This is a genomic window from Bradyrhizobium sp. ISRA442 (genome assembly GCF_038085055.1).
GTDB lineage: Bacteria > Pseudomonadota > Alphaproteobacteria > Rhizobiales > Xanthobacteraceae > Bradyrhizobium.
Window position 1 is genome coordinate 304,639 of record NZ_JALGCN010000005.1, and the last position, 26,318, is coordinate 330,956.

Annotated in this window: 24 protein-coding genes and 1 tRNA gene; 13 read left to right on the top strand and 12 right to left on the bottom strand. The window is 62.6% G+C overall.

Features of this window, described 5'->3' with window-relative positions; all coding sequences use genetic code 11:
* Window positions 1-10: 10 nt before the first annotated feature.
* Window positions 11-1,978: an N-6 DNA methylase gene (locus tag MTR72_RS13725; RefSeq protein WP_341510412.1), complete on the top strand. Its 1,968-nt coding sequence runs from the start codon at window positions 11-13 to the stop codon at window positions 1,976-1,978.
* 92 nt (window positions 1,979-2,070) lie between these two features.
* Window positions 2,071-3,417, top strand: coding sequence for a hypothetical protein (locus MTR72_RS13730; RefSeq protein WP_341510413.1), 1,347 nt, complete (start codon window positions 2,071-2,073; stop codon window positions 3,415-3,417).
* 260 nt (window positions 3,418-3,677) lie between these two features.
* On the opposite strand, the gene MTR72_RS13735 is transcribed toward MTR72_RS13730, so the two are convergent.
* A complete protein-coding gene (locus tag MTR72_RS13735; RefSeq protein WP_280967446.1) occupies window positions 3,678-4,949 on the bottom strand; it encodes an MFS transporter in 1,272 nt (423 codons plus the stop codon).
* A 482-nt stretch (window positions 4,950-5,431) separates the two neighbouring features.
* On the opposite strand from MTR72_RS13735, the gene MTR72_RS13740 reads away from it, so the two are divergent.
* The 10 genes from MTR72_RS13740 to ptsN all read left to right on the top strand — a co-directional run bounded on the left by MTR72_RS13740 (window position 5,432) and on the right by ptsN (window position 17,102).
* A complete protein-coding gene (locus tag MTR72_RS13740; RefSeq protein ID WP_341510414.1) occupies window positions 5,432-7,150 on the top strand; it encodes a hypothetical protein in 1,719 nt (572 codons plus the stop codon).
* Window positions 7,151-7,192: 42 nt separating this feature from the next.
* A complete protein-coding gene (locus MTR72_RS13745) occupies window positions 7,193-8,650 on the top strand; it encodes a hypothetical protein (RefSeq protein WP_280967444.1) in 1,458 nt (485 codons plus the stop codon).
* Window positions 8,651-8,891: 241 nt separating this feature from the next.
* A complete protein-coding gene (locus tag MTR72_RS13750; protein WP_280967443.1) occupies window positions 8,892-10,196 on the top strand; it encodes a UbiA family prenyltransferase in 1,305 nt (434 codons plus the stop codon).
* Between the two features lie 336 nt (window positions 10,197-10,532).
* A complete protein-coding gene (locus tag MTR72_RS13755; protein WP_280967442.1) occupies window positions 10,533-11,147 on the top strand; it encodes a ribonuclease D in 615 nt (204 codons plus the stop codon).
* A gap of 168 nt (window positions 11,148-11,315) precedes the next feature.
* On the top strand, window positions 11,316-12,056 hold the full coding sequence (gene lptC, locus MTR72_RS13760; protein ID WP_280967441.1) for an LPS export ABC transporter periplasmic protein LptC: 741 nt from the start codon (window positions 11,316-11,318) through the stop codon (window positions 12,054-12,056).
* Between the two features lie 13 nt (window positions 12,057-12,069).
* Entirely contained in the window at window positions 12,070-12,816 is a 747-nt protein-coding gene (locus tag MTR72_RS13765) for an LptA/OstA family protein (protein WP_280967440.1), read from the top strand.
* 235 nt (window positions 12,817-13,051) lie between these two features.
* Window positions 13,052-14,044 carry an LPS export ABC transporter ATP-binding protein gene (gene lptB, locus MTR72_RS13770; protein WP_280967439.1) on the top strand — a complete coding sequence of 331 codons (993 nt, stop codon included), beginning with the start codon at window positions 13,052-13,054 and terminating at the stop codon, window positions 14,042-14,044.
* Window positions 14,045-14,133: 89 nt separating this feature from the next.
* Window positions 14,134-15,750: an RNA polymerase factor sigma-54 gene (gene rpoN / locus MTR72_RS13775; RefSeq protein WP_280967438.1), complete on the top strand. Its 1,617-nt coding sequence runs from the start codon at window positions 14,134-14,136 to the stop codon at window positions 15,748-15,750.
* 82 nt (window positions 15,751-15,832) lie between these two features.
* Entirely contained in the window at window positions 15,833-16,426 is a 594-nt protein-coding gene (gene hpf / locus MTR72_RS13780) for a ribosome hibernation-promoting factor, HPF/YfiA family (protein ID WP_280967437.1), read from the top strand.
* Window positions 16,427-16,640: 214 nt separating this feature from the next.
* Window positions 16,641-17,102: a PTS IIA-like nitrogen regulatory protein PtsN gene (gene ptsN / locus MTR72_RS13785; RefSeq protein ID WP_063681444.1), complete on the top strand. Its 462-nt coding sequence runs from the start codon at window positions 16,641-16,643 to the stop codon at window positions 17,100-17,102.
* A gap of 17 nt (window positions 17,103-17,119) precedes the next feature.
* On the opposite strand, the gene MTR72_RS13790 is transcribed toward ptsN, so the two are convergent.
* The 9 genes from MTR72_RS13790 to MTR72_RS13830 all read right to left on the bottom strand — a co-directional run bounded on the left by MTR72_RS13790 (window position 17,120) and on the right by MTR72_RS13830 (window position 25,021).
* Complete coding sequence (locus MTR72_RS13790; RefSeq protein WP_445819578.1) at window positions 17,120-17,626, bottom strand: GNAT family N-acetyltransferase; 507 nt, start codon at window positions 17,624-17,626, stop codon at window positions 17,120-17,122.
* Window positions 17,627-17,725: 99 nt separating this feature from the next.
* Window positions 17,726-17,998: a BQ00720 family protein gene (locus MTR72_RS13795; RefSeq protein WP_035704148.1), complete on the bottom strand. Its 273-nt coding sequence runs from the start codon at window positions 17,996-17,998 to the stop codon at window positions 17,726-17,728.
* Window positions 17,999-18,048: 50 nt separating this feature from the next.
* Entirely contained in the window at window positions 18,049-18,474 is a 426-nt protein-coding gene (locus MTR72_RS13800) for an Hsp20 family protein (protein WP_157334657.1), read from the bottom strand.
* A gap of 214 nt (window positions 18,475-18,688) precedes the next feature.
* Window positions 18,689-19,777: a sn-glycerol-3-phosphate import ATP-binding protein UgpC gene (locus MTR72_RS13805; protein WP_280967436.1), complete on the bottom strand. Its 1,089-nt coding sequence runs from the start codon at window positions 19,775-19,777 to the stop codon at window positions 18,689-18,691.
* Between the two features lie 108 nt (window positions 19,778-19,885).
* Window positions 19,886-20,734, bottom strand: a complete 849-nt coding sequence (gene ugpE, locus MTR72_RS13810; protein ID WP_280967435.1) for a sn-glycerol-3-phosphate ABC transporter permease UgpE — start codon at window positions 20,732-20,734, stop codon at window positions 19,886-19,888.
* A complete protein-coding gene (ugpA, locus tag MTR72_RS13815; RefSeq protein ID WP_280967434.1) occupies window positions 20,734-21,615 on the bottom strand; it encodes a sn-glycerol-3-phosphate ABC transporter permease UgpA in 882 nt (293 codons plus the stop codon). Before ugpA ends, ugpE begins: the two co-directional genes overlap by 1 nt.
* 51 nt (window positions 21,616-21,666) lie before the next feature.
* Entirely contained in the window at window positions 21,667-22,983 is a 1,317-nt protein-coding gene (gene ugpB, locus MTR72_RS13820) for a sn-glycerol-3-phosphate ABC transporter substrate-binding protein UgpB (RefSeq protein WP_280967433.1), read from the bottom strand.
* 224 nt (window positions 22,984-23,207) lie between these two features.
* Window positions 23,208-24,413 (bottom strand): CaiB/BaiF CoA transferase family protein, encoded by a 1,206-nt coding sequence (locus MTR72_RS13825; protein ID WP_341510415.1) that lies wholly within the window; start codon window positions 24,411-24,413, stop codon window positions 23,208-23,210.
* A 182-nt stretch (window positions 24,414-24,595) separates the two neighbouring features.
* Window positions 24,596-25,021, bottom strand: a complete 426-nt coding sequence (locus tag MTR72_RS13830) for an organic hydroperoxide resistance protein (RefSeq protein WP_280967431.1) — start codon at window positions 25,019-25,021, stop codon at window positions 24,596-24,598.
* Between the two features lie 155 nt (window positions 25,022-25,176).
* On the opposite strand from MTR72_RS13830, the gene MTR72_RS13835 reads away from it, so the two are divergent.
* Window positions 25,177-25,638 (top strand): MarR family winged helix-turn-helix transcriptional regulator, encoded by a 462-nt coding sequence (locus tag MTR72_RS13835; RefSeq protein ID WP_280967430.1) that lies wholly within the window; start codon window positions 25,177-25,179, stop codon window positions 25,636-25,638.
* A 118-nt stretch (window positions 25,639-25,756) separates the two neighbouring features.
* On the opposite strand, the gene MTR72_RS13840 is transcribed toward MTR72_RS13835, so the two are convergent.
* A tRNA-Ala gene (locus tag MTR72_RS13840) sits at window positions 25,757-25,832 on the bottom strand.
* 66 nt (window positions 25,833-25,898) lie between these two features.
* Window positions 25,899-26,306, bottom strand: coding sequence for a TIGR02300 family protein (locus MTR72_RS13845; RefSeq protein WP_280967429.1), 408 nt, complete (start codon window positions 26,304-26,306; stop codon window positions 25,899-25,901).
* Window positions 26,307-26,318: the final 12 nt, after the last annotated feature.

Consider the following 26,318-nt stretch of genomic DNA (forward strand, 5'->3'; position numbering starts at 1 on the left):
GGCCTTGCTGATGACCGAGAACCAAGCTGTGCTGGCGAGGCCGCACGCCGTTATCGTGCAGCAAGGAAAGGTTCTCGATTTCATCGATGGCCTGACCCAACGCAACGAGACTCCTGAAGAGTACGTCCGGCAGGAAATAGCCAAGTCGCTGGTCCGCGAGTACGAATACCCTAAGCTGGACATCGCAGTGGAGTTTGTGCTGCGCCTCGGCAGCCGCAAACCGCGGGCGGATCTGGTGGTGTTTCACTCCAGCAGCGATCACACCCAAGACCACGCCTACATCATCGTGGAATGCAAGTCGCAGGCTGTGAAGGCCGATGACCGTAAGGAGGGGGTCGGGCAGCTCCAGAGCTATATGGCCGCCTGCGCGAACGCCACCTATGGCATGTGGACGAACGGACTTGAGCGGTATTGTTACCGCAAGGTGGAGCAGCGGGGGCGAGTTGTCTTCGAGGAGATTCCCGACATCCCGGCAAACGGGCGAAGCGAGGAGGAGGCCGAGCGTCCCCGTTTCGATCAGCTGAAGGCCGCATCTTCAGACGCGCTCCTGTTCGCGTTCCGACGTTGTCACAACTACATCGCCGGGAATCAGGGGTTGCAGAAGCCAGAGGCGTTCTGGGAGCTGTTAAAGCTGATCTTCTGCAAGATACATGATGAGCGAAGCAATGACGAGGTGCAGTTCTATTCGGCCTCCACCGAGCGCCATGGAGTCAATGGTCCGCTCAAGGTAAAGCAGCGGATCGAGAAGCTCTTCAGCTCCGTCAAGGCGGACTACCCAACCATCTTCAAAGCGACGGAGGGCATCGACCTTAACCCAGGGGTGCTCTCCTACATCGTCTCGCAGCTCCAGATGTATTCGTTGCTGGAGAGCGATATCGATGTGAAGGGGCGGGCCTATGAGGAGATCGTCGGTGCAAATCTCCGGGGCGACCGGGGCGAGTTTTTCACGCCTCGAAACGTCTGCCGCATGGCGGTGGCGATGCTTGATCCTGGTGAAAAGGGTCTGATCGTCGATCCGGCTTGCGGGACAGGCGGCTTCCTGATCACCGCCATGAACCACGTTATTGAGAAGATCAGGGCGGCCGAACTTACGAAGTGGGGCGGTAATATCGAGCGTGCGGAGCGTGCGGCTAGGGAGCGCATCAAGCGTTTCGCTGAAACCTATGTGGTCGGGCTAGACCTAAATCCCAATTTGGTCAGGGCCGCCAAAATGAACATGGTCATGAACAACGACGGCGCTGGCGGCCTTTTTCAGGCCAACAGCCTGAAAAGCCCAGCCACTTGGGACGAAGACCTGCGGACCCGCAATATCATGGGGAAGGTGAACATGCTGTTCACTAACCCACCGTTCGGGTCGAAAATCCCTGTGGATGAGCCCAGCATCCTTGAGAAGTATGATCTTGGGCACGCTTGGGCCTACGACAAAGCCACCGATCGCTGGTCAATGATGGAAGCGGTCCAGAAGTCTCAGCCACCGGAGATACTGTTCATTGAGCGCTGTGTCAGGATGCTGAAGCCGGGAACGGGCCGGCTCGCGATGGTGCTACCGGATGGCATCCTGGGTTCACCGGGACTTGGCTACGTTCGTGAATGGATTTTGCGGCACACCCGCATACTGGCGAGCATCGACCTGCACCCGGATACTTTCCAGCCGCATGTGAGCGTGCAGACTAGTATCCTGGTCCTGCAAAGGAAGACCGAAGATGAAATAGCAGTCGAGACCGCCGCCGGCCGCATCAACGACTACAACGTGTTCATGGCAGTGGCGAAGCACATCGGCCACGACAAGCGAGGGAACGTGACCTATGTGCGAGACGAGCGCGGGTTTGAGATCGTCGAGGAGTCAGAGGAGTCGATAAAGGAATACGAGGACGGCCGTCCCGTCTATCGAATGCAGAAGACCCACCGGAAGGTGATTGACGATAACACTCAACAGATCGCGCAGGCCTTCCGGAAATGGCTATCCGAGCAAGATTAGTAGCACCACAGCCGGTCGCCAACCAATGGCCCTGGCACCACGCCAACACCGCCTCACTTCCGGTCTCCCTGATGCTCACAGGCGACCGCCGGATGGAAGCCGAGAACTTTCTCGCGAGCGGATTTGGCATTCGGCGGAGCCTGGAAGCGCGAGCCGGTTGGTGCCCACTGAGCGAACAAGCAAGGGTATGGCAGCCGTCGCGGCTTAAAGGCATCCAGGTGGGCGCCTCGTTTGGGACGCCATTTCTGGGTGCCACCCAGGTATTCGATTTACGGCCAATGCCCCGCAAGTACCTTGCGCTAGAGCGCACCGACGACTCGGCAAATCGCTTCGTTAGCTCCGGCACGATCCTGCTATCATGCTCCGGCACCGTTGGCCGAGCCACGGTCGCTCACCAAGCCCACGAGGGCGTGCTGATTTCGCACGATTTGTTGCGTGTGGCGCCTCTGCGGGAGGACTGGTGGGGCTGGATCTATGCCTACCTTCGGGCGCCGAAGGCACGGGCTATGATGAATGCTGCTCAATATGGGCACATCATCAAGCATCTTGAAGTCGCTCACTTGAATGCCCTGCCTATCCTGCAACTCGCCCTGCCCGTCCGAGAAAGATTTGAGGAGAGGGTCCGACGCATCGTGTCCGATCGGCGGCGGTCGGTCCAACTCACGGCTGAAGCCGAGTCCATTTACGAGTCCGCATTTCCATCGCTTAGGCCGGATGAACCGGACGCGGCTGGCTTCGAGGTGTCCGCACTTGCGATGTTTGGAAGTCGGCGCAGGCTTGATGCCGCCAGATTTGTGCCAAGTGTCGAACGGGCATTGGAAGCCTTCAGGCGCGACGCTGTAGACACCGTGACGGTCTCAGAGCTTACGAGGCGAGTGTTTGTCCCTGGGCGTTTCAAGCACGTCTATGGCGAAGGTGGCACGCCATATTTGGACAGTGCCGACGTCTTGGAGGTAAGCCCTGACATCAAGAAGTTCGTCCTCTCGCTATCGGAAGAGGAGCAAGAGGATTATCGGGTGGAACCAGGATGGCTCCTCGTCCCTTGCTCCGGCCAAGTCTACGGGAACATTGGTCACTCCGTTCTCGCAACTGAGTGGCACGTTGGAAAGGTCCTGACCAACCACATCATGCGGATTTGCCCCTCCGAGAACGTCCGCAGCGGGTACCTACTGTGCGCACTTGGTCACCCGAAGTTAGGCCGTCCGCAGCTCGTTCGGTTCGCCTTCGGCTCAAGCGTCCCTGAAATCTCGCCGGAGGATGTTGAGACTGCAGTCGTCCCCCGACTGGCACCAAGAACAGAGGAGAGAATTGCGGACCTGATGGAAGAGGCAGCACGGGCTCGCGACGAAGCTGATCGGCTCGAAGCAGCCATTGCCGCGGAAGCTGACGGCCTCATTGATCGTTTTTTGGCCGGGGATCAGGAGGGCTTCGAGGCGTGAGTCAGTGCTGGTGGCGTTTCGGTCCACCGGTCGCTTGTTTCCGGTACACAAGGGCGGTACACAAGGGAAGACCGGCAGGCTCAAAAACCCGCGAAAATAGCCGCTTTACGGCGGTGGCGATCCAGTCCTTTCCTGGGCACCATTTTGCAGGATTTCGACGCAAAATGGGGCTCCGCCCGATCAGCGGCGGTAGCCGAGCGGCGATCCACGCATCGCCGTTGCGACCGGCCCCCTGTCGCGCCAAATCGGCCCGCTCGCCGTCAAACGACCCGCCTCCCGGCCCGGTTCGCGACCGACTTCTGCACAAAGTACATCGCGATCAGCGAGACGATCGACGTCGCGACGACGATGTATCCGAGCCGGTCGAAATGGATCAGCGACCCATCCGGCTCTTGCGCGATGATCCCTGCGGCGAGTACCGAGCCGAGCCCGCCGGAGAGCTGCTGCAGTGACGCGCTGATCGCGCTGAACGAGCCGCGCTGACTGGGGTCGGGGATCGCCGACATCAGCGCCTGCGACGGGATCATGCGCGAAAAGATACCGACGAACATCAGCACGTTGACGAGGATCGCGGTCGCGAGCGCGACGTGGCCGAGATGGGTGTAGATCAGCACCATGATCACCGACACCACGCTGCCAAAGACGAAGGTCGGATATTTGCCGAACGCATCGCTCGCCCTGCCGACCAGCGGCCCCGTGACGATGCTGAACAGGCCGGAGACGAGATAGATCGTCGGCAGGTGCTCGATGTCGATGCCGAGATTGTGCACGGTAAAGGCGCTGGAGAACGGCATCAGCATGTAGCCGCCTGTTGCCAGCAGCGTCGTGACCGCGAAGGCCAGCGTGTAGCGCGGCTGACCGACGGTCGCGATCAGGTGGTGGAACGGGTTCTTGTCCTGCTTCAATCGCAGATGCGCATCGACCGGCTCCATCGCCAGCGCGATGACGGCAATTGCGACGATCGACAGACCGACGATCGCAACGAAGCAGATATGCCAGTTCCAGTGATTGGCGAGAAACAGCCCGGCCGGAATGCCGAGCACCTGGCTCGCGGCGAACGCCGTTTGGACGAATCCCATTACGCGGCCGCGCAGATGCAACGGGAACAGGTCGGTGATGATGGCAAGCACGACGGAGCCGATCACGCCGCCGAACAATCCGGTCACGATCCTGCCGAGCAGCAGGACATGGTAATTCTGCGCCACGGCGCAGAGCATGGTTCCGAGCGTGAAGCCGACATAGAAGAACAGCAGCAGGCGCTTGCGATCGAAGCGATCGGCAAAGCCGGCGGCCAGGATACCCGAAATTCCCGCGCTGAACGCATAGGCCGAAACCGCGACGCCGAATTGCCCGGCCGTGATGTTGAGCGAGGGCATCAGGATGGCGCCGAGCGGCGACATGATGATGAAATCGAGAATGATCGTGAACTGGGTGAACGCGAGCAGCGCGATGAGCAGCGACTGGTAGCGCGAAAAGCCGCGCTGGCGTTCCTGTTGATCGTCAATCGGCGCTGCGAGCGTCTGTTCGGTCATGACATTTGATATGTGGTGAACGAGGAAGGAGCGGAGAAACTGGCCACAGATAGGATGGACCGGGAGGATTTCCACGGGGCGCATGCACAAGTTGCGCTGGAATATGGAGCTCGCGCCGAATTGTGGGATCCATGCAACAGCCTGGCGGCGAGAGAATCCGTGCGTCCCTGCCATTCATGCCGCGCCTGCCTGACCGGGACGCCCGGCCGGATGTGAGTGTCCCCACGAATCGGCCCGAACTGGCGGCGTTCTTCGCCATGTCGTCCCCCCGGCTGGCCCGGCGATCCCTAAACGTGACCTGCCTGAATTAGCTTTCCCTTGACACCTGGCGTGTAGTGTTGCCTTGGCCATTTTCCCTGCTGCGCCAGGCATGGAGCCGGATACTCCGCCAGTCGTGGACAGGAATTTCGGATGGGCCAGAGATTAATAGCGGAAGCATCGCCGTCGCCGCGAAGATGGGCGCCGTATTCGCAGCAGTTTGAATGGCAGAAATCAGCCTCAATTCCGAAGCCCACACCCGCAGAAGCGCGCTAAGCCTCTCGCATGCTCAGGTCGACACGCTGGCGATCGCTGCAATCGCGGCCGCGCTGTCGCTTCTTCACTCCGGCTTTGTGTTCGGCGTCGAGAACAATCTGTTTCATCTCCCGATCGTTGCCGGGCTCTACGACGAGCCGCAGTACCAAGACGACTCCTTCATCCAGTCGCTGCGCTATTTTGCATCCGGCGTCTGGGTCTTGCTGGACAGCACGGAAAGATATTTTGGCAACGTCGCATTGCTCTTCCTCGGCCTCGACTATGTGTCGCGGCTGGTCTGCTTTCTGGGGTTCCTGTGCTGCGCTTCGCTGCTCGGCGTGGTCGAGCGCCGCGACAAGATCATCTTTGCTCTGATTGCCTGCTTCACTTCTCTGCTCGACGGCGACAGCTACGCTGGCGCAGGCGGATTGCTAATCCGATACTTCACCCATTCCGAGATCGCCAACGGCACGGTCCTCCTCGCCATATACTTCGCCGCGAAGGCGCGCTTCATTGCTGCTACGCTTGCCTTGGGAGCAACCTTCTTCGTCAACGCCTTCATCGCCGTGTGGCTTGCGCCGCTGTTGGCGCTCATCGCGGTCGTCCTCTTGATGAAACAGGGGACGAGCCTCGCTGCGGTCTGTTCGGGTGTGGCTTTCGGCGCCGTCCTGTGCATTCCCCTCGCGCTTCCCGTGCTTCATGCCGTTCTAGGCAACCCGGAATTCGGCAAGCCCACCGCCTTCGATTTCGTGACCTACCTGCATCAGTACTATGGCGGCCATGTCCTGATCGATGCGACCCCGCGCAGCGAGATCTTCGCGGCGGAAGGCGTTGCGCTTGTCGGCGCGCTTGCGCTCCGGCAGCTCGGAGCGCAAGCCGCGGAAATCGCCGCCGCCTACCTTGGCGTCGCGCTGATTTATGCGGCTGGCGTCATTCTTCCCCACCTGACCGGCTCACCTCTCCTGCTCAACCTTCACCTGCTCCGATCTAGCACGATCGTGCATCTGCTCGCTGCGCTTGCGCTGGCGGCGCTTGCAGTGAACTGGCTTCGGAGTAAGGAGCCGACAACAGTTCTGCTGGCCAGCCTGATCGTCGCCTTGAGTGTGAGCCGCATGACGATTTTGCTCGCCATCCCGATCATGTTGCTGCCCAGAGCGATCCCGGAAGCACGGGACGGTGAGCCGGCCTATCTTCGCACGATGAGTTATCTCGTGCTGGCGAGCGTGGTGTTGATCGCCTGGCCGTACTCGACCTGGCAGAATCTCGCGTTCAATGCGACGTTCGCGGACGCCGTCGGGGAATGGATGGAGGTCGGCCACTGGGCGCGAAGCTCGACGCCGCCGACGGCCATTTTCCTCGTCCCCTTGAGGCCTCGCGACGATGCCGTGCCGGCGCCGAGCACGGCCGACGTTGGGCTGTCCCGGACCGGTGTTTTCGAATACGCGTCCCATCGGCGGGTCTATGTCGATTTCAAGCGGGGGGCGGCTACTATGTGGACATCATCCTACTACGAGATTTGGTGGAGCCGCTTTGCCGATACGGAGCAGTTGAGCTCGCTTGCCGAGCGAAAGGCCTATGCGTCGCGTAACGGGATCGACTACGTGATCGATCTTTGTCAGACGGCTGCGACGAGCGGCGAGGTTCTGTTCCGGACGAAACGTCTGTGCGTGGTTCCTGCGAGATCATAGGCTCCGAGCAACCGGGCCCGCATATTTGGAAACGACTCCAGCATGAAGCAACGTTGGATCATTGTGGCCGCCATCCTTGTGACGGCCTTGCTTGTCCAGATACCCATTGTTCTCAACGCCGACTTGGGCTGGCTGCTCACCGCAAATGAGAAGATTCTAGACGGCCGAAAGCTCGGAGTAGACCTCTTCGAGTCCAATCCGCCTTTATCGGTCTACATGTACATGCCGGCAGCGATGCTGGCGCGAGAAACGGGCGTTGCACCCGAATTCATCGTGATAATCTTGGTGATTATCGAGATCGTTGGCGTGCTTTTTGTCATCGATCGCGCGGCTGCGGCGGCAAACCTGGGAGTTAGAGAACGTGATGTTTCAACGTGGTCTCTCGCACTCTTGCTCGCAATTCTTCCCGGTGCCGTATTCGGACAACGTGAACACATAGCCGTCATTGCCCTGACGCCCTTTGTCGCCATCACCGCAATACGTTGGCGCGACCTTGATCCGGGGCCAGTCGCGATCCTCGCAGGACTGGGCGCGGGGCTGGCTATGTGCATCAAGCCCTTCTTTGTTCTGGTGGCTGGTCTCCCGATCGTCCTGCGCGTCATCCGCCAACGTTCTCTTAGGCCTTTGTTCACTTCCGAAGCATTCACAGCCGCCGCTACCACGATCAGTTACGGGGCGATCCTTGTTGCCATCTTTCCTGCTTATCTCCTTGTCTATGCCCCGATGGTCGCCGAGGCCTACCTACCAATCAGGCAGGAGCTTCTTAGCTTAATTCCTATTCCAATCGCCGTGATAGGCGCTTCTGTCGTGTTCCTGCGCCTCGTCGCTCCCGAGAGTTTCAAAATGTGGAGCGACGCAACCCCTTGGTTGGCCGCATCGGTCGGCGGAGCCGCGACCTTCCTTGTCCAAGGCAAGGGGTGGCCATACACGGCTTTCGCTCTCTGTCTGTTTGCGATGGCCGCGCCACTGCTGCATCTTTGCACAAAGACACTGCGGCCGCCGATTGTCCTCGCCGGCGTCGCCGTCCTTGCGTTCATCGGCCTCTATTTATCGTCACCGGCGCCCGGCTTTCCGCCGCTCGAGCGGAGTGTCCAAGCGCTTGTGAAGCACCCGCGGCTGCTCACGATTACCGATCACATCGGTCTGGGGCATCCGCTCGTCCGTCAACTCGATGGATCTTGGGTGGGCAGCTCTTGCGCGCAACTCTTAGCCGGCGGCGCAATTTTGCGCGAGCAAACCTCGCATCCAACTCAAGATGAACAGGCAAAACTGGATGGCATCATACATTTCGAGCGACGGCAGTTGCTGGCGGACCTGCGGAACGGTCGCCCGGACGTAATTCTGGTGGATACCTACCTGCTGAGCATGTTTCGGTTCGATTGGCTGGCATGGGCCAATTTAGATCCCGAGGTTCAAATGGAGTTAAGACACTATCGTGAAGTTGAAACCATCGGCCGCGTTCGGATATTTGTCGATCAACCGGTTTTGGACCGATCATAGCCGGAGCCTCCGCGCCTGTGTGAGACGTCGAATCGGTCCGAATTCGCTGCCATTTCGCGGCGGTCGCTCCGGATATCGCACGGCTGCCGCCCGCCCTCTCCGCTCGAATTAAGCCGCCCTTAGCGAATGATCCCTAGAGTCTGACTGTCCATTTCCCTGCTCCCCGGCCATGGGCCGGTCATGTCGCGGTTCAATCGAGCGTTTTCGTATGGAGCAGCCTGTCTGGCAGTACGAGTCTGGCATGGCCGGGCCGTCGGTGACCCCGGCGCCTGCGCGCACCCTTGTCATTGATCTCGAAGGCGCGCTGCTGCGCTCGGAGCTGGCCTATGAGGCGCTTTTCGCCGATGTCGGTGGGTCGCTCGCCCGCCTGCGCGCGAAGGGATCGCTGAGCCCGGCGGCGCTTGGGGACGTGCTGGCGCGGGCCGAGATCGACTACGGCCATCTGCCCTATGATGCCGATGTGCTGAACCAGGCTCTGGCGGCGCGGGCGCGCGGCGAGAAGATCTATCTCGTCGCTGGCCGCTTGGCCCATCATGCCGGGGGCATCGCCGCGCATCTCGGATTCGATGGCGTCGTGGCGCCCGCCGATCTCGCCTCGGGCGCCGTGCCGTTCGATCGCGCCTCGATCGAGCGGATCAGCGACCGCGCTAGCCGTCGTGCCAGCCTAAAGACATCCAGTTTGAAGACTTGGACGAAGGCGCTGCGCGTGTATCAATACGCCAAGAACACGCTGGTGTTCGTGCCGGCGATCACCGCGCATCAGATGAATTTCGCGACGCTGAGCTACGCGCTGCTGGCGTTTCTGGCGTTCTCGGCCTGCGCGTCGGGCGCCTATCTGATGAACGACCTGCTCGACCTCGCCGCGGACCGGCAGCACCCGACCAAGCGCCATCGCGCGCTCGCGGCGGGTGATTTGCCGATCTCGTCCGCGCTGCTCGCAATCCCCGCGCTGTGGGGCTTCGCGGTCGCCGCCAGCCTCTGCATCTCCGCCGTTTTCCTAGGCGTGCTCGGCGCCTATCTCGCCACCACGATCGCCTATTCGCTGGTGCTCAAGCGCAAGATGCTGGTTGACGTGGTGACGCTCGCCGGCCTCTACAGCTTGCGCATCATCGCGGGCGCCGTCGGCGTCGGCGTCGTGCTGTCGGAATGGCTGCTGATCTTCTCGCTGTTCGTGTTCACCTCGCTCGCGCTGATCAAGCGCTTCAGCGAGCTCAGCATGCGTCAGGGCGCAGGGCTCGCCGATCCCTCCAACCGCGACTACAGGATCACCGACCTGCACGTCATCGCTGCCATGGCGGCCGCGAGCGCCATGAACGCAGTGACGGTCTTCTCGCTGTACGTGTCGTCCTCGGCGGTGACGCCGCTGTACAGCCGGCCCTGGATGCTGTGGCTCTTGAATCCGTTGCTGCTCTACTGGTTCGGCCGCGCCCTCATGATGGCGCATCGCCGCGAGATGCCCGACGATCCCATCATCTACACCTTCCGCGATGGCGCCAGCCGCATCACGGTGGCGGCGATGATCTGCATCATGCTGGCGGCGATCTGACGTCGCTCCAGCGCGAAGGCTCCGTCTCGATGGGATCGGCCTGATCGGCTGGCCGGCTTGCATCGGCCAGGGTCAAGCAGAACGGACTATAGACGTCCACCATGGGCATTGGGCCCCTGTTTCTTCCGAATACCCGGCTTAAGCCTCTGTTAAAGTTCGACATCCGGCTGCGGCCGTACTTGCGCCGGTCCTGCCCAGCGGGTACATCGCGGGCCACAGCCCGGCCGATCGGCCGCAGCCTGTGAGCGGTGCATTCGGTCCGGCCGGCCCTCGCCAGTTCCCGTTCCCGGCCTTAATTTCATCCGGCACCGATTCGAGTGAGGTTTTGAAAACGCCATGACCGTACGCCTGCATCGCGGCGATCTGCCCGACCTGTCCCGCTACACCGGAGCGGTGGCGATCGACACCGAGACCATGGGGCTCAATCCGCATCGCGACCGGCTCTGCGTGGTGCAGCTCTCGCCCGGCGACGGCAGCGCCGACGTGGTGCAGATCCCGAAGGGCCACACCGATGCGCCGAACCTGAAGACGCTGCTCGCCAATCCCGCGATCACCAAGATCTTCCACTACGCGCGATTTGACATCGCGGTGCTGTACCAGGCCTTCGGCGTGATGGCGCAGCCGCTCTACTGTACCAAGATCGCCTCCCGCCTGGCGCGCACCTATACCGACCGCCACGGCCTCAAGGACCTCGTGCGCGAGGTGCTCAATGTCGACCTCTCCAAGCAGCAGCAATCCAGCGACTGGGGCTCCGACAGCCTGACCGAGCCGCAGCTCGCTTATGCCGCCTCTGACGTGCTGCATCTGCATGGCTTGCGCGAGCGGCTCGACGCCATGCTGGTGCGGGAGGGCCGCACGACGCTGGCCCAGGCCTGCTTCGATTTCCTGCCGACGCGCGCCCGGCTCGACCTCGAGGGCTGGGAGGCCGAGGACATTTTCGCGCATTCCTAAGGCCCGGTCCGGCCGTCAGGCCGGCCAGCCGCCCCGTTTCGGACACAGTCGTAGCGGCCTGTCGCAGGCTGCATATTCCGAAGCTAGCGGATACAATGGGCGTCCTCGATTGGAGCCTTACTGGACAAGGCTTGGACAGGACAAGGCTAGCGACGTCCCGGAGCATTGGTGAACTCGGCCCAGAATCCAACCTATGACGCCGCGCTTGCGGCGAAGTTTGCCAGCGCGGCACGGCACAGCCGCCTGGTCCGGATTCTGCGCATCGCGGTGCCGGGCGCGGTGCTGCTCTCCATGGCCGCGATCGTCGGCGTATCGATCTTCAATCCGTTTCGCATGCTGATGCCGAAGCTGCCGATCGATTCCGGAAACCTGGTGGTGTCGGGCACCAAGATCACCATGGAATCGCCGCATCTGGCCGGCTACACGCCGGACCAGCGGCCCTACGAGCTCTGGGCCAAAACCGCAACGCAGGACATCACCGATCCCGATCATGTCGAGCTATCGACCTTGCGCGCAAAGGTCCTGATGGAAGATCAATCGACCCTGTTCCTCGATGCCCGCACCGGCGTGTTCGACAACAAGCAGCAGCAGCTTGATCTGCACAAGGACATCTTCCTGCGCACCTCGACCGGCTATGAGGCGCGGCTGAACTCGGCCTTCGTCGACATGGGCAAGGGCACGGTCTCCTCGGATGACCATGTCGACGTCAAGCTCACCAACGGAACGCTGTCCGCCGACCGGCTGCGCATCACCGAGGGCGGCGACGTCGTCCGCTTCGAGGGCAATGTCGTCATGAACCTGGACAAGCTGAGCACGGACGAACCGGCCGCGGCTCCGCCCGCGCCGGTCGAGCCCGCGCCGCCGGCGAAAACGCGTACGCCGCAGAACAAGTCTGCCAATTCAAGATGATTGCCGATTCAAGATGATTGCCAGGGCGAAGTTTTTTCCGCGCAGGGACGGCAAGGCTGGCGTGACGGCCGGCGCGGCCGCACGCGTCGTCGCTGTCGCGCTGCTCGCCGCGGGTGCGGCGCAGGCGCAGAGCAGCATGCAGGGCGTGCCCAACGCGATGCAGGGCTTTTCGCAGAATCGCGATCAGCCGATCCAGATCGAAGCCGCCTCGCTCGAGATGCGCGACAAGAAGAAGGAGGCGACCTTCGCCGGCAATGTGAAGGTCGTGCAGGGCGACACCACCATGACCTCGAAGACGCTGGTGGTGTTCTACGAATCGAGCGGCGGCCAAGGTTCATCAGCGGGATCAGCGCCGCAGCCTGCGGCTGCGAAAGGCGCCAAGTCCGCGCCAACACAGTCGGCGCCGATGCAGTCGGCGACGCCGGGTCCGGGCGGCAGTTCCTCGATCAAGCGGCTGGAGGCGCGCGGCAATGTCGTCGTCACCCAGAAGGATCAGGTGGTGACCGGCGAGACCGCCATCTTCGACACCAAGACCAACCTGATCACCATGCTCGGCGGCGTGGTCCTGACGCAGTGCAAGAACGTGCTGCGCGGCGACCGGCTGATGGTCGACATGACCACCGGTGTGTCCCGCGTCGAATCCGACAGCGGCAGGGTTCAGGCCCTCCTGCCGCAGGGCGGCGGCAGCGATTGCGGCGGCCAAGGCAAGCCCGGGGCTGGTCCGCCCCTGCAATTGCCCGGCGTAGGTAAACAAAAGTAAATTCAGAATGTAAATTCAATGACTTAAACCGGGCGCAGGCGATCCGAGGTTGAAGCTGGCCCGACAAGACTGTATTTACCGCAACGGGCTTCGAGGCGGGATCCGCCGCTTATCGAGGGTGTCTCACTGGGCAGGGGGCATCCTTTCACTCATGCTGCGCCGGCGGATCGCAAGGCCGAGGCGGCAGGTCGCGGGATCACCGTGCGGGATCACCGTGAAAGGCTAGAAGGCGGGGATGGTCGATATACTCAGCATGTTCCGTCGGCGCCCTGCCAAACGCGGCCGGCCAGGATTCGCGCGTCAGGACATCACCGCCCTTGGCGACAGCGTAGGTGGTCTCATGACCAGCCCTGTGCGGGATGCGCCGCCGATTGCGCGCGAGCAGCCGCTCCCGGCGCCGGACCAGTTCCGCGCCGAACCGCCCCGGCCGCGACCACAACCGGCTCAGCCCGCCAGGGCCAGCGCCGGGTCCAACGGTTCGGCCGGTCCGCAGCTCCTGAGGCGGCCGGGCTTCCTGGCTGTGCACAGCGTGGAAAAGAGCTTTGGCAGCCGCCAGGTGGTGCGCGGCGTCAGCATCTATGTGCGCCGCGGTGAGGCAGTCGGCCTGCTCGGCCCCAACGGCGCCGGCAAGACCACCGTGTTCTACATGATCACCGGTCTCATCAAGGCCGATCGTGGCGCGATCGAGCTCGATGGTCACGACGTGACGAAGCTGCCGATGTATCAGCGCGCCCGGCTCGGCATCGGCTATCTGCCCCAGGAAGCCTCGATCTTCCGCGGTCTCACGGTCGAGCAGAACATCCGCGCGGTGCTCGAAGTGGTCGAACCGTCACGCAAGAAACGCGAGGCGCAGCTCGACGCCCTGCTCGACGAATTCAACATCACGCGCCTGCGCAAATCGCCGTCGATCGCGCTGTCCGGCGGTGAACGGCGCCGCGTCGAGATTGCGCGCGCGCTGGCGACGCGTCCGAACTACATGCTGCTCGACGAGCCCTTCGCGGGCATCGATCCGATCGCGGTCGGCGACATCCAGGACCTCGTCCGCCATCTCACCAACCGTGGCATCGGCGTGCTCATCACCGACCACAATGTGCGTGAGACGCTTGGCCTCACCGACCGCGCCTACATCGTCTATGCGGGGCAAATCCTGACTGAGGGAAGTCCGGACGAGATCGTCAACGACCCGGACGTGCGCCGCCTTTATCTGGGCGAGGAGTTCCGGCTCTAGCCCGAATTTCCCATTCGTCAAGGCGTGTACATCAGGCCTGGAGTAGGATAAGCAAAAATCGGACCAATTTTGGGAACGGTTCTTGCTTCATGGCGCTGACGCAGAGGTTAGAGTTTCGGCAATCGCAGTCGCTGGTGATGACGCCGCAGTTGATGCAGGCGATCAAGCTGCTGCAATTGTCCAATCTCGATCTCACGACGTTCGTCGAGGAAGAACTCGAGCGCAATCCGCTGCTGGAACGGGCCAGTGACGAGCCGGCCGGCGGCGAAGCCCCAGCCGAGGCCGGTGAGTTCAGCGATTCCGATGAATCCGGTGGCAGTCTTGGTGACGAGACGGGCACCGCCGAGGCCTTCGAGCCCGGCCAGGAAGAATGGATGAGCCGTGATCTCGGAACCCGCGCCGAGATCGAGCAGACTCTGGACACCGGCCTCGACAACGTCTTTTCCGAGGAGCCGGCCGAGGCCGCCGCGCGCAACGCCCAGGATGCGGCGCCAAGCGTCTATACCGAATGGGGCGGCGGCGCGTCCGGCGACGAGGACTACAATCTCGAGGCCTTCGTCGCGGCGGAGATTACGCTCGCCGATCATCTCGCCGAGCAGCTTGCGGTGGCCTTCTCCGCGCCCGCGCAGCGCATGATCGGGCAGTATCTGATCGATCTCGTCGACGAGGCCGGATATCTGCCGCCGGATCTCGGCCAGGCTGCCGAGCGGCTTGGCGCATCGCAGCAGGATGTCGAGGACGTTCTCGCCGTGCTGCAAAAATTCGATCCGCCCGGCGTCTGCGCGCGCAATCTGAGTGAATGTCTCGCGATCCAGCTCCGCGAGCTCGACCGCTACGATCCGGCGATGCAAGCGCTTGTCGAGCATCTCGACCTCCTCGCCAAGCGCGATATTGCGGGGCTGCGCAAGCTCTGCGGCGTCGACGACGAGGACATCGCCGACATGATCGGCGAGATCCGCAGACTGGATCCCAAGCCCGGCATGAAGTTCGGCTCGTCGCGCCTGCAGACCATGGTGCCCGACGTCTATGTTCGTCCGGGCCCCGATGGTGGTTGGCATGTCGAGCTCAACAGCGACACCTTGCCGCGCGTGCTGGTGAACCAGACTTACTATTCTGAGCTGTCGAAGAAGATCGGCAAGGACGGCGACAAATCCTATTTCACCGACGCCTTGCAGAACGCGACCTGGCTGGTGCGCGCGCTCGACCAGCGGGCCCGCACCATCCTGAAGGTTGCAACCGAGATCGTGCGCCAGCAGGACGGCTTCTTCACCCATGGCGTGGCGCACTTGAGGCCGCTCAATCTCAAGGCGGTTGCTGACGCGATCCAGATGCATGAATCCACGGTGTCGCGCGTGACCGCCAACAAGTACATGGCGACCAACCGCGGCACGTTCGAGCTGAAATATTTCTTCACCGCCTCGATCGCGTCCGCCGACGGCGGCGAGGCGCATTCTGCCGAAGCCGTCCGTCACCACATCAAGCAGCTCATCGATTCGGAAGATCCTTCCGCGATCCTGTCCGATGACACGATCGTGGAACGGTTGCGCGCTTCGGGCATTGATATTGCCCGCCGCACGGTCGCGAAGTACCGCGAAGCCATGCGCATTCCCTCCTCGGTGCAACGCCGCCGCGACAAGCAGAGTGCTCTTGGTAACGTCCTCTCCACCGCATTGTCCGATCGCTCGCGCAACACCGAGCCGGCCTGATTGCGTCGGCGCCAAATCGCGCTACTCTCAATCTTCCATCGAGACCGGTCCAAGCTAGGCCCCCAACCAAGCGAGGCATCACATGACCCTCCGGATTTCGGGAAAAAGCATCAGCGTCGGCGAAGCCTTGCGCGGCCGCGTTGCCGACCGCACCGACGAGGTCTTGCGCAAGTATTTCGACGGCAATTATTCCGGCCATATTACGCTGAGCAAGGACGGCTTCGGCTTCCGCACCGACTGTGCGCTGCATCTTGATTCGGGGATTACGCTGGAGGCCGATTCGAACGCGCCGGACGCCTATGCCAGCGCCGATCAGGCGTTGCTGATGATCGAGAAGCGGCTGCGCCGCTACAAGAGCCGGCTCAAGGACCGTTCCGCCCGCAAGGCCCATGCCGCCGCTGTGCTCGAAGCGCTCGATGCCACGAGCTACGTCCTCGAGGCGCCGGGCGAGGGCGAGGACGAGGTGACCGGGTACAACCCCGTAATCATCGCAGAGGTCAGCACCTCGCTGAAAGTCCTGTCGGTGAGCGAGGCGGTCATGGAACTCGACCTGAGCGGGGCCCCCTGTCTGGTATTCCAGCACGGCTCCTCGGGCCGGGTGAACATCATTTACCGCCGCGCAGACGGCAATGTGGGCTGGATCGACCCGCCGGCGGGCAAGACGGATGGCAAGTGATGGCCCGGGCCCGCCCCCCGCCGCCCTTAACAATGACCGGGACAAAGCCGCACGCGGGAGTTGGCACCGGGATTGCGTTGGAGTAGAAGCGCCCCACATCAGGACTGGGGCTAAGTCCGCCTCCTGCTTCACCTTCTTGACGCCGGCCCGGCTCGGTTCTCGCTAAGCTGGCCAATTCGGAACCTGACGGTTTAATTCACCTCGGAAGACTTTCATGCCGATTACCGATCTGGTCGCGCCCGAGGCGATTCTCCCGGCATTGAAGGTCAACAGCAAGAAGCAGGCCTTGCAGGAGCTCGCAGCCAAGGCCGCGGAACTGACCGGGCAGAACGAGCGCGCGGTTTTCGAAGTGCTGTTGCAGCGTGAGAAGCTCGGCACCACCGCGGTCGGATATGGCGTTGCCATTCCGCACGGCAAGCTGCCCAAGCTCGAGAAGATCTTCGGCCTGTTCGCGCGGCTCGATCGCCCGATCGATTTCGAGGCGATGGACGGCCAGCCCGTCGATCTCGTTTTTCTCCTGCTCGCGCCGGAAGGCGCCGGCGCCGATCATCTCAAGGCGCTGGCCCGCATCGCACGTCTGCTGCGCGACCAGGACATCGCCAAGAAGCTGCGCGCCTCGCGCGATGCGCAGGCGATCTATTCCGTGCTCGCGCTGCCGCCCGCGACCGCGGCTTAGGTCGACCGCAGCACCCACTACAGCGAGTGCGACAGGTAGCGCACTGTCTTGCGTCCGTCATGGATGCTGGCGCTGCCGACCTCGACAAATCCCAACGCGGCATGAAAAGCATCCGACGACGGATTTGGCGGTTGCAGGTTGACCTCACAAACGATGCGATCGTGTCCGGCCTCGGCTGCACGATTGAACAGGTCGGCATAGAGCCGCCGCGCACATCCGTTGCCACGTGCGGATGGCGCGACAACGATTCGGTCGACATAGACAAAGCGCGCGTAGCGGGATCGAAACCATAGAAAGTTTGGACTGTCGTATTGTCCGTCCTGATCGAGCGCGATCAGGAACGCGTCGAGGTCGCCGATCCTCCGGGCGTAGAAGGCTTGCGCGACGAGATGTTTCATCCGCTCGGGCTCAAGCCATGACAACTCCTCCGCGTGGCTGTTGTTGAGCGAGAGGAGGGCGTCGCAAAGCGGCTCGCCCGGCGAGATCTCGAAGCTGGTGACCGGGATGGGCGCCATCGTGTTCATGCCGACGATCTACCAACCGCGAGGCACATAGTAAAATGGGCCTGCCCTCGCTTGAGGGCAGGCCCATTTGAATTCCGTGTGCTACGAAGCGCGTGGCGCTCAGTGCACGCTCACCGCCTGCAGTTCGTTGCTCCAGGCATTCGCGATCGCGGCTTCACGGCTGTCGGTCAGCATGATCGGTGTACCGTCGGCGGCATGGAGCGCGAAGAGTTTCAAGCCCGGCGCAATCTTCGGGGCTTCGGGAAACAAATCCGGCACATCCTCGGAGCGGATCTGCTTCACATAGGCGATATGGCCTTCGCCGAGGGTCGCCAGCGTCTCGGGCGAGACGTTCTTGGCTTCGTATTCGAACGCAACGTGACCTTCACTCATGGTCTCGACTCCTCTGGGAAACTAAGCGGTCGAGTCCGCTACTCGTTCCATTATTCGTGCTCATTGATAGCGATTGTCTTAACGATCCTTTCCGGTTCCGGCCGGGCAAGATCGATCGACAACAGCCCGTTCTTCAGATCCGCACCCAGCACCAGCATCCCCTCCGCCAGCACGAAGGTGCGCTGGAAGTGGCGCGCGGCAATGCCGCGATGGATGTATTGCCGGGTCTTGTCGTCCTGCTGCCGCCCGCGGATCACGAGCTGGTTTTCCTCAATGGTTACATCGAGTTGGTCGCGGGTGAATCCGGCGACCGCCAGCGTGATGCGCAAGCGTTCGGGCTGGCCGTCCGACCGTTCGCACCTCTCGATATTGTAGGGAGGGTAACCGTCGGCGCCTTTAACGACGCGATCGAGCACGCGCTCAATCTCGTCGAAGCCCAGTAGGAACGGACTGGAAAGCGTGGGAACACGAGACATAGTTTACAAAGTCCTCGCGGAAAGCGACTTTGACGTTTCAGGGCCCGAAAGCGGCACCCCTTGGTCAACAATATGGTCATATCCCCGTGCAGGTTCAAGCACCTGGCAGGGACCGTGCACAGCCGTCATTTCGCGGCCCGCGCGGGTGGAAAGCCCACCTTGGCTACTTTGCATGGGGTTGTTTTCGATTTTTTATCGACCGGCCCCTGAAGTTTCAGGCCTCGACCCGCTTCCGGCCGTCGCCGCTGAACAGATGCAGCTTCTCGCGGACCGCGGCGACACGGATTTTCTGGCCGATCGCGGGGGCCTCGGTTCCGGGAATGCGGACGATGACCTCGCCGGGCGGCAGCTCGCCGGGATTGGCGGCCACGCGCTGCTCCTCCTGCTGCCGCGAACCATAGACGAAGGTTTCGGCGCCGACGCGCTCGATCGCTTCCACCGTCAGCGGAAGCGCGACGCCGCCGGCCGGCGTTTGGTCGGTGATGGCGAAATCTTCGGGGCGGATGCCGAGGATGCCGGCTTCCGCCGCACGGCCGTTGCCGAGCTGAGCTTTGATCGCGTCGGGCCGCGTCGACATAAGGTTCATCGGCGGGGCGCCGATGAACGAGGCGACGAATGTCGTCGCCGGCTTCTCGTAGATCGCCAGGGGATTGCCGACCTGCTCGACCTGTCCGCCATTCATCACGACCAGGACGTCGGCGAGCGTCATCGCCTCTAACTGGTCGTGGGTGACGTAGATCGAAGTCGTACTTAGCCGGCGCTGCAGCTTGCGGATCTCGACCCGCATAGCGATGCGCAGCTTGGCATCGAGATTGGAGAGCGGCTCGTCGAACAGGAACACCTTCGGCTGGCGCACGATGGCGCGGCCCATGGCGACGCGCTGGCGCTGGCCGCCGGAGAGCTGCCGCGGCTTGCGTTCCAGCATCGGCGCAAGCTCGAGGATGCGTGCAGCTTCCTCGACGCGGGTCTTGATCTCGGCTTCCGGCATGCCGCGGTTGCGCAGGCCGTAAGCCATGTTGTTGTAGACGCTCATATGCGGATAGAGCGCGTAGTTCTGGAACACCATCGCGATGTCGCGATCGGCAGGCTCGACCTGGTTGACGATGCGTCCGCCGATGTCGATCTCGCCGCCGGTGACGGTCTCGAGCCCCGCGACCATGCGGAGCAGCGTCGACTTGCCGCAACCGGAGGGGCCGACCAGCACGCAGAACTGACCGTCGGCGACATCGACGTCGACGCCTTTGATCGCCTCGAAGCCGCCGGGATAGGTCTTGCGGACATTGCGCAGGGTGACGTTAGCCATGGGTTGCACCGGCGAATAGCGGGTAGGGAATGGCGAATGGGGAATGGTTAGCACGCAAGGCAGACGCAGCGACCCCATTCGCTACTCGCCCTTCGCAATTCGCCATCGTCACTTTTCCGTCTCGACCAGGCCGCGCACGAACAATTTCTGCATGGCGACGACGACGAACACCGGCGGCAGCATCGCCAGCACGGCCGTCGCCATCACGACCGGCCATTCGGTGAGCGCGTCGGTGGTTGTGATCATCTTGCGGATGCCGATCTGGATGGTCTGCATGTCGTCGCGGGTGGTGATCAGAAGCGGCCAGAGATATTGATTCCAGCCGAGAATGAAGAGGATCACGAACAGCGCGGCCATGTTGGTGCGCGACAGCGGCAGCAGCGTATCCCAGAAGAAGCGGAACGGGCCAGCGCCGTCGATGCGGGAGGCCTCGAGAAGCTCGTCCGGCACGGTCATGAAGAACTGGCGGAACAGCAGCGTCGCGGTGGCCGACGCGATCAGCGGCAGCGACAGGCCGGCATAGCTGTCGAGCATGTGCAGGTCGGCGACGATCTTGTAGGTCGGATAGATGCGCACCTCGACCGGCAGCATCAACGTGATGAAGATGATCCAGAAGATCGGCATCCGGAACGGAAAGCGGAAATAGACGATCGCATAGGCCGAGATGATCGAGATCGCGATCTTGCCGACCGCGATCAGCATCGCCATCACCAGCGAGTTCAGCATCATGTTGCCGACCGGCTCGCGGGTCGAGCCGCTCGTGCCGATGAAGATCGTCTGGTAGTAGACCTCGAGGAAATGCCCGCCCGGCAGCAGCGACATCTGTCCGTTCGCGATCAGCGCGTTGTCCTGGGTGGAGGCGATGATGGCGAGATAGACGGGGAACGCGACGATCGCGATCCCGATCCAGAGGATGATGTGGGCGATATAGCGCCGAAAGCCCTCTTGCTCGACCATCAGTAGGTCACCTTGCGTTCGACGAAGCGGAACTGAATCCCCGTCAGCACGATGACGATGCCCATCAGGATGACCGATTGCGCCGCGGAGCCGCCGAGGTTTCCGCCCAGGAGTCCGTCGGTATAGACCTTGTAGACCAGCGTTTCCGTCGACTTGCCGGGACCGCCGCGGGTCATGGTGTCGATGATGCCGAAGGTGTCGAAGAAGGCGTAGACGATGTTGACGACCAGGAGGAAGAAGATGGTCGGCGACAGCAGCGGGAACGTCACGGTCCAGAACCGCCGCATCGGGCGCGCACCGTCGATGGCGGCTGCCTCGATCACGCTCCTCGGTATGCTCTGCAGGCCGGCGAGGAAGAACAGGAAGTTGTAGGAGATCTGCTTCCAGGCCGCGGCGAGGATGATCAGCGTTGCTGCCTGGTTGCCGTCGAGCAGCGGATTCCAGTCGATGCCGGCGGCGCGAAGATAGCGCGAGAGCACGCCGAGCGAGGGGTGCAGCATGAAGATCCAGAGCACGCCGACCACGGGCGGGGCGACCGCGTAGGGCCAGATCAGCAGCGTGCGGTAGATCGTGCCGCCGCGCAACGGCTTGTCCGCCATCACGGCGAGCAGCAGCGCGAGGGACAGCGAAGAGACGGCGATGGCGAACGAGAAGAAGAACGTCCGGACGATCGCCTCGAAATAGGCGGGCTCCCGAAACAGGTCGAGGTAGTTGTCGACCCAGACGAAGCTGGTCGACAGACCGAAAGCATCCTGCAGCAGGAACGATTGGATCACCGCCTGCGCGGCCGGCCAGTAGAAAAAGATCAGGACAATCGCGAGTTGCGGCGCAACCAGCGCGTAGGGCAACAGCTTTGACTGGAAGATGGCCTGCTTTTGCATGATGTCAGCAGAAGCGGCAGGCCACGCATCCGCGGCCTGCCGCTCATTGCCTCACTTGACCGCGGTCTTTTCGAACTGCCGCAGCATCTGGTTGCCGCGTTCGACGGCGGCATCCAGCGCCTGCTTGGCGGTCTTCTTGCCGGCGAGCGCCTGCTCAATCTCTTCCGACCAGACATCACGGAGCTGAACCATGTTGCCGAGGCGCAGGCCGCGCGAATTCTCGGTCGGCTCCTTATTGGTCAGTTCGAGCAGCGGGGTCTCGAGATAGGGCTGATCCTTGTAGAAGCCCTCGGCCTTGGCCTTCTCATAGGCCGCCTTGGTGATCGGCAGGTAGCCGGAAGCCTTGTGGATATACACCTGGCGATCGGTGTCCGAGAGGAAGGCCAGGAATTTCGCGACGCCCTTATATTCTTCGGCCGACTTGCCGCCCATGACCCAGAGCGAGGCGCCGCCGATGATCGAGTTCTGCGGCGCGCCCTTGACGTCCGGATAATAGGGCATCGGCACGGCGGTGAAGTTGAACTTGGCCTGCGCCTTGACGTTGCCGAAGAAGGCCGACGAGGTCAGGTAGAGCGGGCATTCGCCGGAGGTGAAACGGCCTTCGCCGGTGTTGGTGCGGCCGGCATAATCGTAGGTCTTATCCTTCTGGAGCTCGACCAGTTTCTCGAGATGCTTGACCTGGAGCGGTCCGTTGAACTCCAGCACGGTGTCGAAGCCGTCGAGCCCGTTGGCTTTCGTGGACAGCGGCACGTTGTGCCAGGCCGAGAGCTGCTCGAGATTGACCCATGTGACCCAGGAGTTCGAGAAGCCGCAGGTGGGATGGCCGTTGGCGTGGAGCTTCTTGGCGGCGTCGAACACCTCGGGCCAGGTCTTCGGAATCTCGACGTTCGCCTTCTTCAGCTCGTCGAGGTTGACCCACATGACCGTGGACGACGAGTTGAAGGGGAAGGACAGCATTTCGCCCTTCGAGGTCGAGTAGTAGCCGGTGATCGCAGGCAGATAGGCCTTCGGATCGAACTTCTCGCCGGTCTCGGCCATCAGCTTGTAGACCGGTTTGACTGCGCCGGTCGCGGCCATCATGGTCGCGGTTCCGACTTCGAACACCTGCATGATGTGGGGCGCGTTGCCGGCACGGAAGGCCGCGATGCCGGCGTTCATGGTGTCGGGGTAGTTGCCCTTGTAGGTCGGGATGACCTTGTAATCGCTCTGCGACGCGTTGAAGTCGTTGGCGAGCTTGACGATGACGTCGTTGTTCGCGCCGGTCATCGCGTGCCACCACTGGATTTCGGTCGCGGCCAAGGCCGGCGAGGCGGCAAAGCCGAACGTGACCGCAAAAGCGGCAGCCGCAGCAAATGGTCGAAGAGCCATCAAGAAAACCTCCCTTGGGCCGTCAAAAATGATCGCTTGCGCTAGCAGCGCCATATGACGTTCACATGACTGTGTAAGCGGCCGAAACGAAAGCGGCAAGCGCTGGAAAAGGGAAGCTGTCAAATAGGCGAATGCGCGTCCGGGGCAGCCGCAGCCGTTCGCGCCGCACTATCGTGCTCGCGCCGCAGTGCGGCATCGGCTGTCGGATGCGAGGTGTGCGGGCCTCAGCGCTTGCGCTCGGGGCCGCAGACCACGCCCTTGGCGAGCATCGCGTCGATCTCGGCCCTGGAGTATCCGAACTCGCCGAGCACCTCGGCGGAATGCTGGCTGAATTTCGGCGGCAGCCGGCGCAGGCTCGGCTTGCTGCGGTCGAGCCGGATCGGCGAGGCGACGCCCTTGTACCAGTCCTTCTCGATGACATCGCCGCGGTAGATCGTATGCGGGTTGGTCAGCGCCTGGTCGATCTTCTGCACCGGGCCGGCGGGAAGGCCCGCGGCGAGCAGGCGATTGCAGAGCGGCTCGGCCTCGTGCTGGCTGAACACCGCGGCAAGCTCTGCGCGCAGCGCCTCGCGATTGGCGATGCGGTCCTTGTTGCGGGCAAAGCGCGGATCGGTGCCGAGCTCCACCTTGCCGATCTCCTTGCACAACTTGCGGAAGGTTCCGTCGTTGCCGACGCCGATGAAGATGTCGTCGGTCTTGGTCGGGAAGATCGCGTAAGGCACGAGATTGGGGTGCTCGTTGCCGGTGAGGCCCGGCGGCTTGCCATGCATGAAATAGTTCGCGGTGTGCGGATGCATGATGGCAAGGCCGGTCTCGTATAGCGTGGTCTCGAGGAACTGGCCAAGCCCTGAGCGCTGCCGTTCCGACAGCGCCATCAGGATGCCGATCGCCGCATAGAGGCCGGTGGTGATGTCGACCAGCGGCACGCCGATCCGCATCGGGCCGCTTTCCGGCGAGCCGGTCGCCGCGATCATGCCGGTCATGGCCTGGATGATGGCGTCATAGCCGGGATTGCCGCCGCGCGGACCGTCGGCGCCGAAACCGCAGATCCGGCAGTGCACGAGCCGCGGAAATTTTTCGCGCAGAACCTCGTTGCCGATGCCCCATTTCTCCAGCGTGCCCGGCTTGAAATTCTCGATCAGGACGTCGGCCGTCTCCAGCATCTTGAGCAGCACGGCGCGGCCGCCCTCGGAGGCGAGGTCGAGGCCGATCGAGCGCTTGTTGCGGTTGATGCCGACGAAATAGGCCGCGTCCTCCTCGTGGAAGGGAGGGCCCCACTCGCGCACCTCGTCGCCTGTCGGCGGCTCGACCTTGATCACGTCGGCGCCATGATCGGCGAGGATCTGCGTGCAGTAGGGGCCGCCGAGCACGCGCGTGAGGTCGATGACGCGCAGTCCGCTCATTGCGCCGTTAGCGGCTTCGGAAGTCATGGCAGCAAACCTTCGCTTCAACCCTGTGTCGATCGTTGAGCACAGGCCTAGCGAGGTTCGCCCACGCCAGCAATGGCGTCCCGCGTAGGGGCGTATGCGCCGCCGCTCGCCAATCCCGCGGCGTGGCAAATCGAGCGAATGGCCGGCCCGAGGGGGATCTCGGGCCGGCCGATCCACGTCGATCAGACGACCTTCAGGCGGACGTCGACATTGCCGCGGGTGGCGTTGGAATAGGGGCAGACCTGGTGGGCCTTTTCGACCAGCGCCTCGGCCTCCGCGCGCGGCACGCCGGGCAGCGAGATGGCCAGATCGATGTCGAGCCCGAAGCCGCCCTCGGAACGCGGGCCGATGCCGACCGTTGAGGTGACGGAGGTGTCAGCGGGGACCTTCGGGCCGCCCTGCGAGGCCACGAATTTCATCGCGCCGATGAAGCAGGCGGCATATCCGGCCGCAAAGAGCTGTTCGGGATTGTTGCCGGCGCCGCCTCCGCCGCCGAGCTCCTTCGGCGTGGTGAGCTTGACGTCGAGGGCGCCGTCGAGGGTTGCGGCATGGCCATCGCGGCCGCCGGTGGCCTTCGCGCTGGTCTTGTAGAGGACATTCACGGACATCTTCGTCTCCTGGGGTTCCGGTTGGGACGCGATCTTTATTGCAAACAATTAGATTGCGTGCAATTGAAATTAAGCAGCCTCACATTTAATTGTTCGCAATTGAATCGGAGGCTGCCGCGTCCCACAATGCCAAGACGAATCCCTTGAGGCTCTCCATGGTCCGGAAACAATTGGCGGCCGATCAGCCGCTGCGGCTCGATAACCAGATCTGCTTTGCGGTCTATTCGGCCGCCCATGCCTTCAACCGCGTCTACAAGCCGCTGCTCGACCGACTCGGCCTGACCTACCCGCAGTATCTGGTGATGTTGGTGCTGTGGGAGCAGGACGACGTGCCGGTGAAGGACATCGGCGAGAAGCTGTTCTTGGATTCCGGCACCCTGACGCCGCTCCTGAAGCGGCTCGAGGCGGCCCATCTGGTCCGGCGTACGCGCTCGAGCGAGGATGAACGTCAGGTGCTGATTGCCCTGACGCCGCAGGGGCACGCGTTGAAGGACAAGGCGCGCAGCGTCCCGCAGTCGATCCTCGCTGCGTCCGACTGCTCGGTGTCAGCGCTGACCGGCATGAAGAACGAGATCGTCGCCCTGCGCGACAGGCTCAATGCGGTGATCGGGGAGTAGGGAGTTTCGTCAGAGCCCGGCTTCGCCCTTCGGGCTACGCCGCGGCAGCCTTCGCTAGCTTCGCTATGATGGAGCGGAACTGGCTTGCCCAGCCGAAGCTCGCGAAGCGAGCGAAGGCTGGTGGAGCCAGGCGGGATCGAACCGCCGACCTCTTGCATGCCATGCAAGCGCTCTCCCAGCTGAGCTATGGCCCCTTAACCATCCGACGCGCCTTGGGCGACGCGTCGGGAGAGACCCAGAACCACAGTTCTGGAATTATCTCAAGTCTCTTCATCACCTCCGACATCACCAATGATGTCGGTCACGTCCTCATCGCCCTCTTCCTCGTCGGCGATGAAGGTCGAATCGTCGTCATCGTCGTCGTCAAGGGTCTCATCGACCTCGATATCGTCCTCCGATTCGGGCACGACGGCCTTGACCTTGCCGGTGTTCTCCTCGGCATCGGCCTCCTCGAGCGAGACCATCTCTTCGGTCTCCGCCGGCTCCGGCGTGGTGTCCTGGGCCATGCTGCGCGCTTCGGCGCCGCGGGTCGCACGCACCGGCGCGACCGGGGCAATCGGCACCACCTCGCCAGTATAGGGCGAGATCACCGGATTCTTGTTGAGGTCATAGAACTTCTTGCCCGTGGTCGGGCAAATGCGTTTGGTTCCGAGTTCGGACTTGGCCACGGCAGGAATCCT

Bases quoted from the DNA above. Each gene is read 5' to 3' on its own strand.
- MTR72_RS13735 (WP_280967446.1), bottom strand. From the start codon at position 4,949: ATGACCGAACAGACGCTCGCAGCGCCGATTGACGATCAACAGGAACGC.
- MTR72_RS13805 (WP_280967436.1), bottom strand. From the start codon at position 19,777: ATGGCTAACGTCACCCTGCGCAATGTCCGCAAGACCTATCCCGGCGGC.
- MTR72_RS13830 (WP_280967431.1), bottom strand. From the start codon at position 25,021: ATGTCCGTGAATGTCCTCTACAAGACCAGCGCGAAGGCCACCGGCGGC.
- MTR72_RS13765 (WP_280967440.1), top strand. From the start codon at position 12,070: ATGATTGCCAGGGCGAAGTTTTTTCCGCGCAGGGACGGCAAGGCTGGC.
- MTR72_RS13800 (WP_157334657.1), bottom strand. From the start codon at position 18,474: ATGTCTCGTGTTCCCACGCTTTCCAGTCCGTTCCTACTGGGCTTCGAC.
- MTR72_RS13835 (WP_280967430.1), top strand. From the start codon at position 25,177: ATGGTCCGGAAACAATTGGCGGCCGATCAGCCGCTGCGGCTCGATAAC.
- MTR72_RS13730 (WP_341510413.1), top strand. From the start codon at position 2,071: ATGGAAGCCGAGAACTTTCTCGCGAGCGGATTTGGCATTCGGCGGAGC.
- MTR72_RS13825 (WP_341510415.1), bottom strand. From the start codon at position 24,413: ATGACTTCCGAAGCCGCTAACGGCGCAATGAGCGGACTGCGCGTCATC.
- MTR72_RS13745 (WP_280967444.1), top strand. From the start codon at position 7,193: ATGAAGCAACGTTGGATCATTGTGGCCGCCATCCTTGTGACGGCCTTG.
- ptsN (WP_063681444.1), top strand. From the start codon at position 16,641: ATGCCGATTACCGATCTGGTCGCGCCCGAGGCGATTCTCCCGGCATTG.
- ugpE (WP_280967435.1), bottom strand. From the start codon at position 20,734: ATGGTCGAGCAAGAGGGCTTTCGGCGCTATATCGCCCACATCATCCTC.
- MTR72_RS13740 (WP_341510414.1), top strand. From the start codon at position 5,432: ATGGCAGAAATCAGCCTCAATTCCGAAGCCCACACCCGCAGAAGCGCG.
- lptB (WP_280967439.1), top strand. From the start codon at position 13,052: ATGGTCGATATACTCAGCATGTTCCGTCGGCGCCCTGCCAAACGCGGC.
- hpf (WP_280967437.1), top strand. From the start codon at position 15,833: ATGACCCTCCGGATTTCGGGAAAAAGCATCAGCGTCGGCGAAGCCTTG.
- MTR72_RS13755 (WP_280967442.1), top strand. From the start codon at position 10,533: ATGACCGTACGCCTGCATCGCGGCGATCTGCCCGACCTGTCCCGCTAC.
- MTR72_RS13725 (WP_341510412.1), top strand. From the start codon at position 11: ATGACCGAGAACCAAGCTGTGCTGGCGAGGCCGCACGCCGTTATCGTG.
- MTR72_RS13750 (WP_280967443.1), top strand. From the start codon at position 8,892: ATGGCCGGGCCGTCGGTGACCCCGGCGCCTGCGCGCACCCTTGTCATT.
- MTR72_RS13795 (WP_035704148.1), bottom strand. From the start codon at position 17,998: ATGAGTGAAGGTCACGTTGCGTTCGAATACGAAGCCAAGAACGTCTCG.
- ugpB (WP_280967433.1), bottom strand. From the start codon at position 22,983: ATGGCTCTTCGACCATTTGCTGCGGCTGCCGCTTTTGCGGTCACGTTC.
- MTR72_RS13790 (WP_445819578.1), bottom strand. From the start codon at position 17,626: ATGAACACGATGGCGCCCATCCCGGTCACCAGCTTCGAGATCTCGCCG.
- rpoN (WP_280967438.1), top strand. From the start codon at position 14,134: ATGGCGCTGACGCAGAGGTTAGAGTTTCGGCAATCGCAGTCGCTGGTG.
- ugpA (WP_280967434.1), bottom strand. From the start codon at position 21,615: ATGCAAAAGCAGGCCATCTTCCAGTCAAAGCTGTTGCCCTACGCGCTG.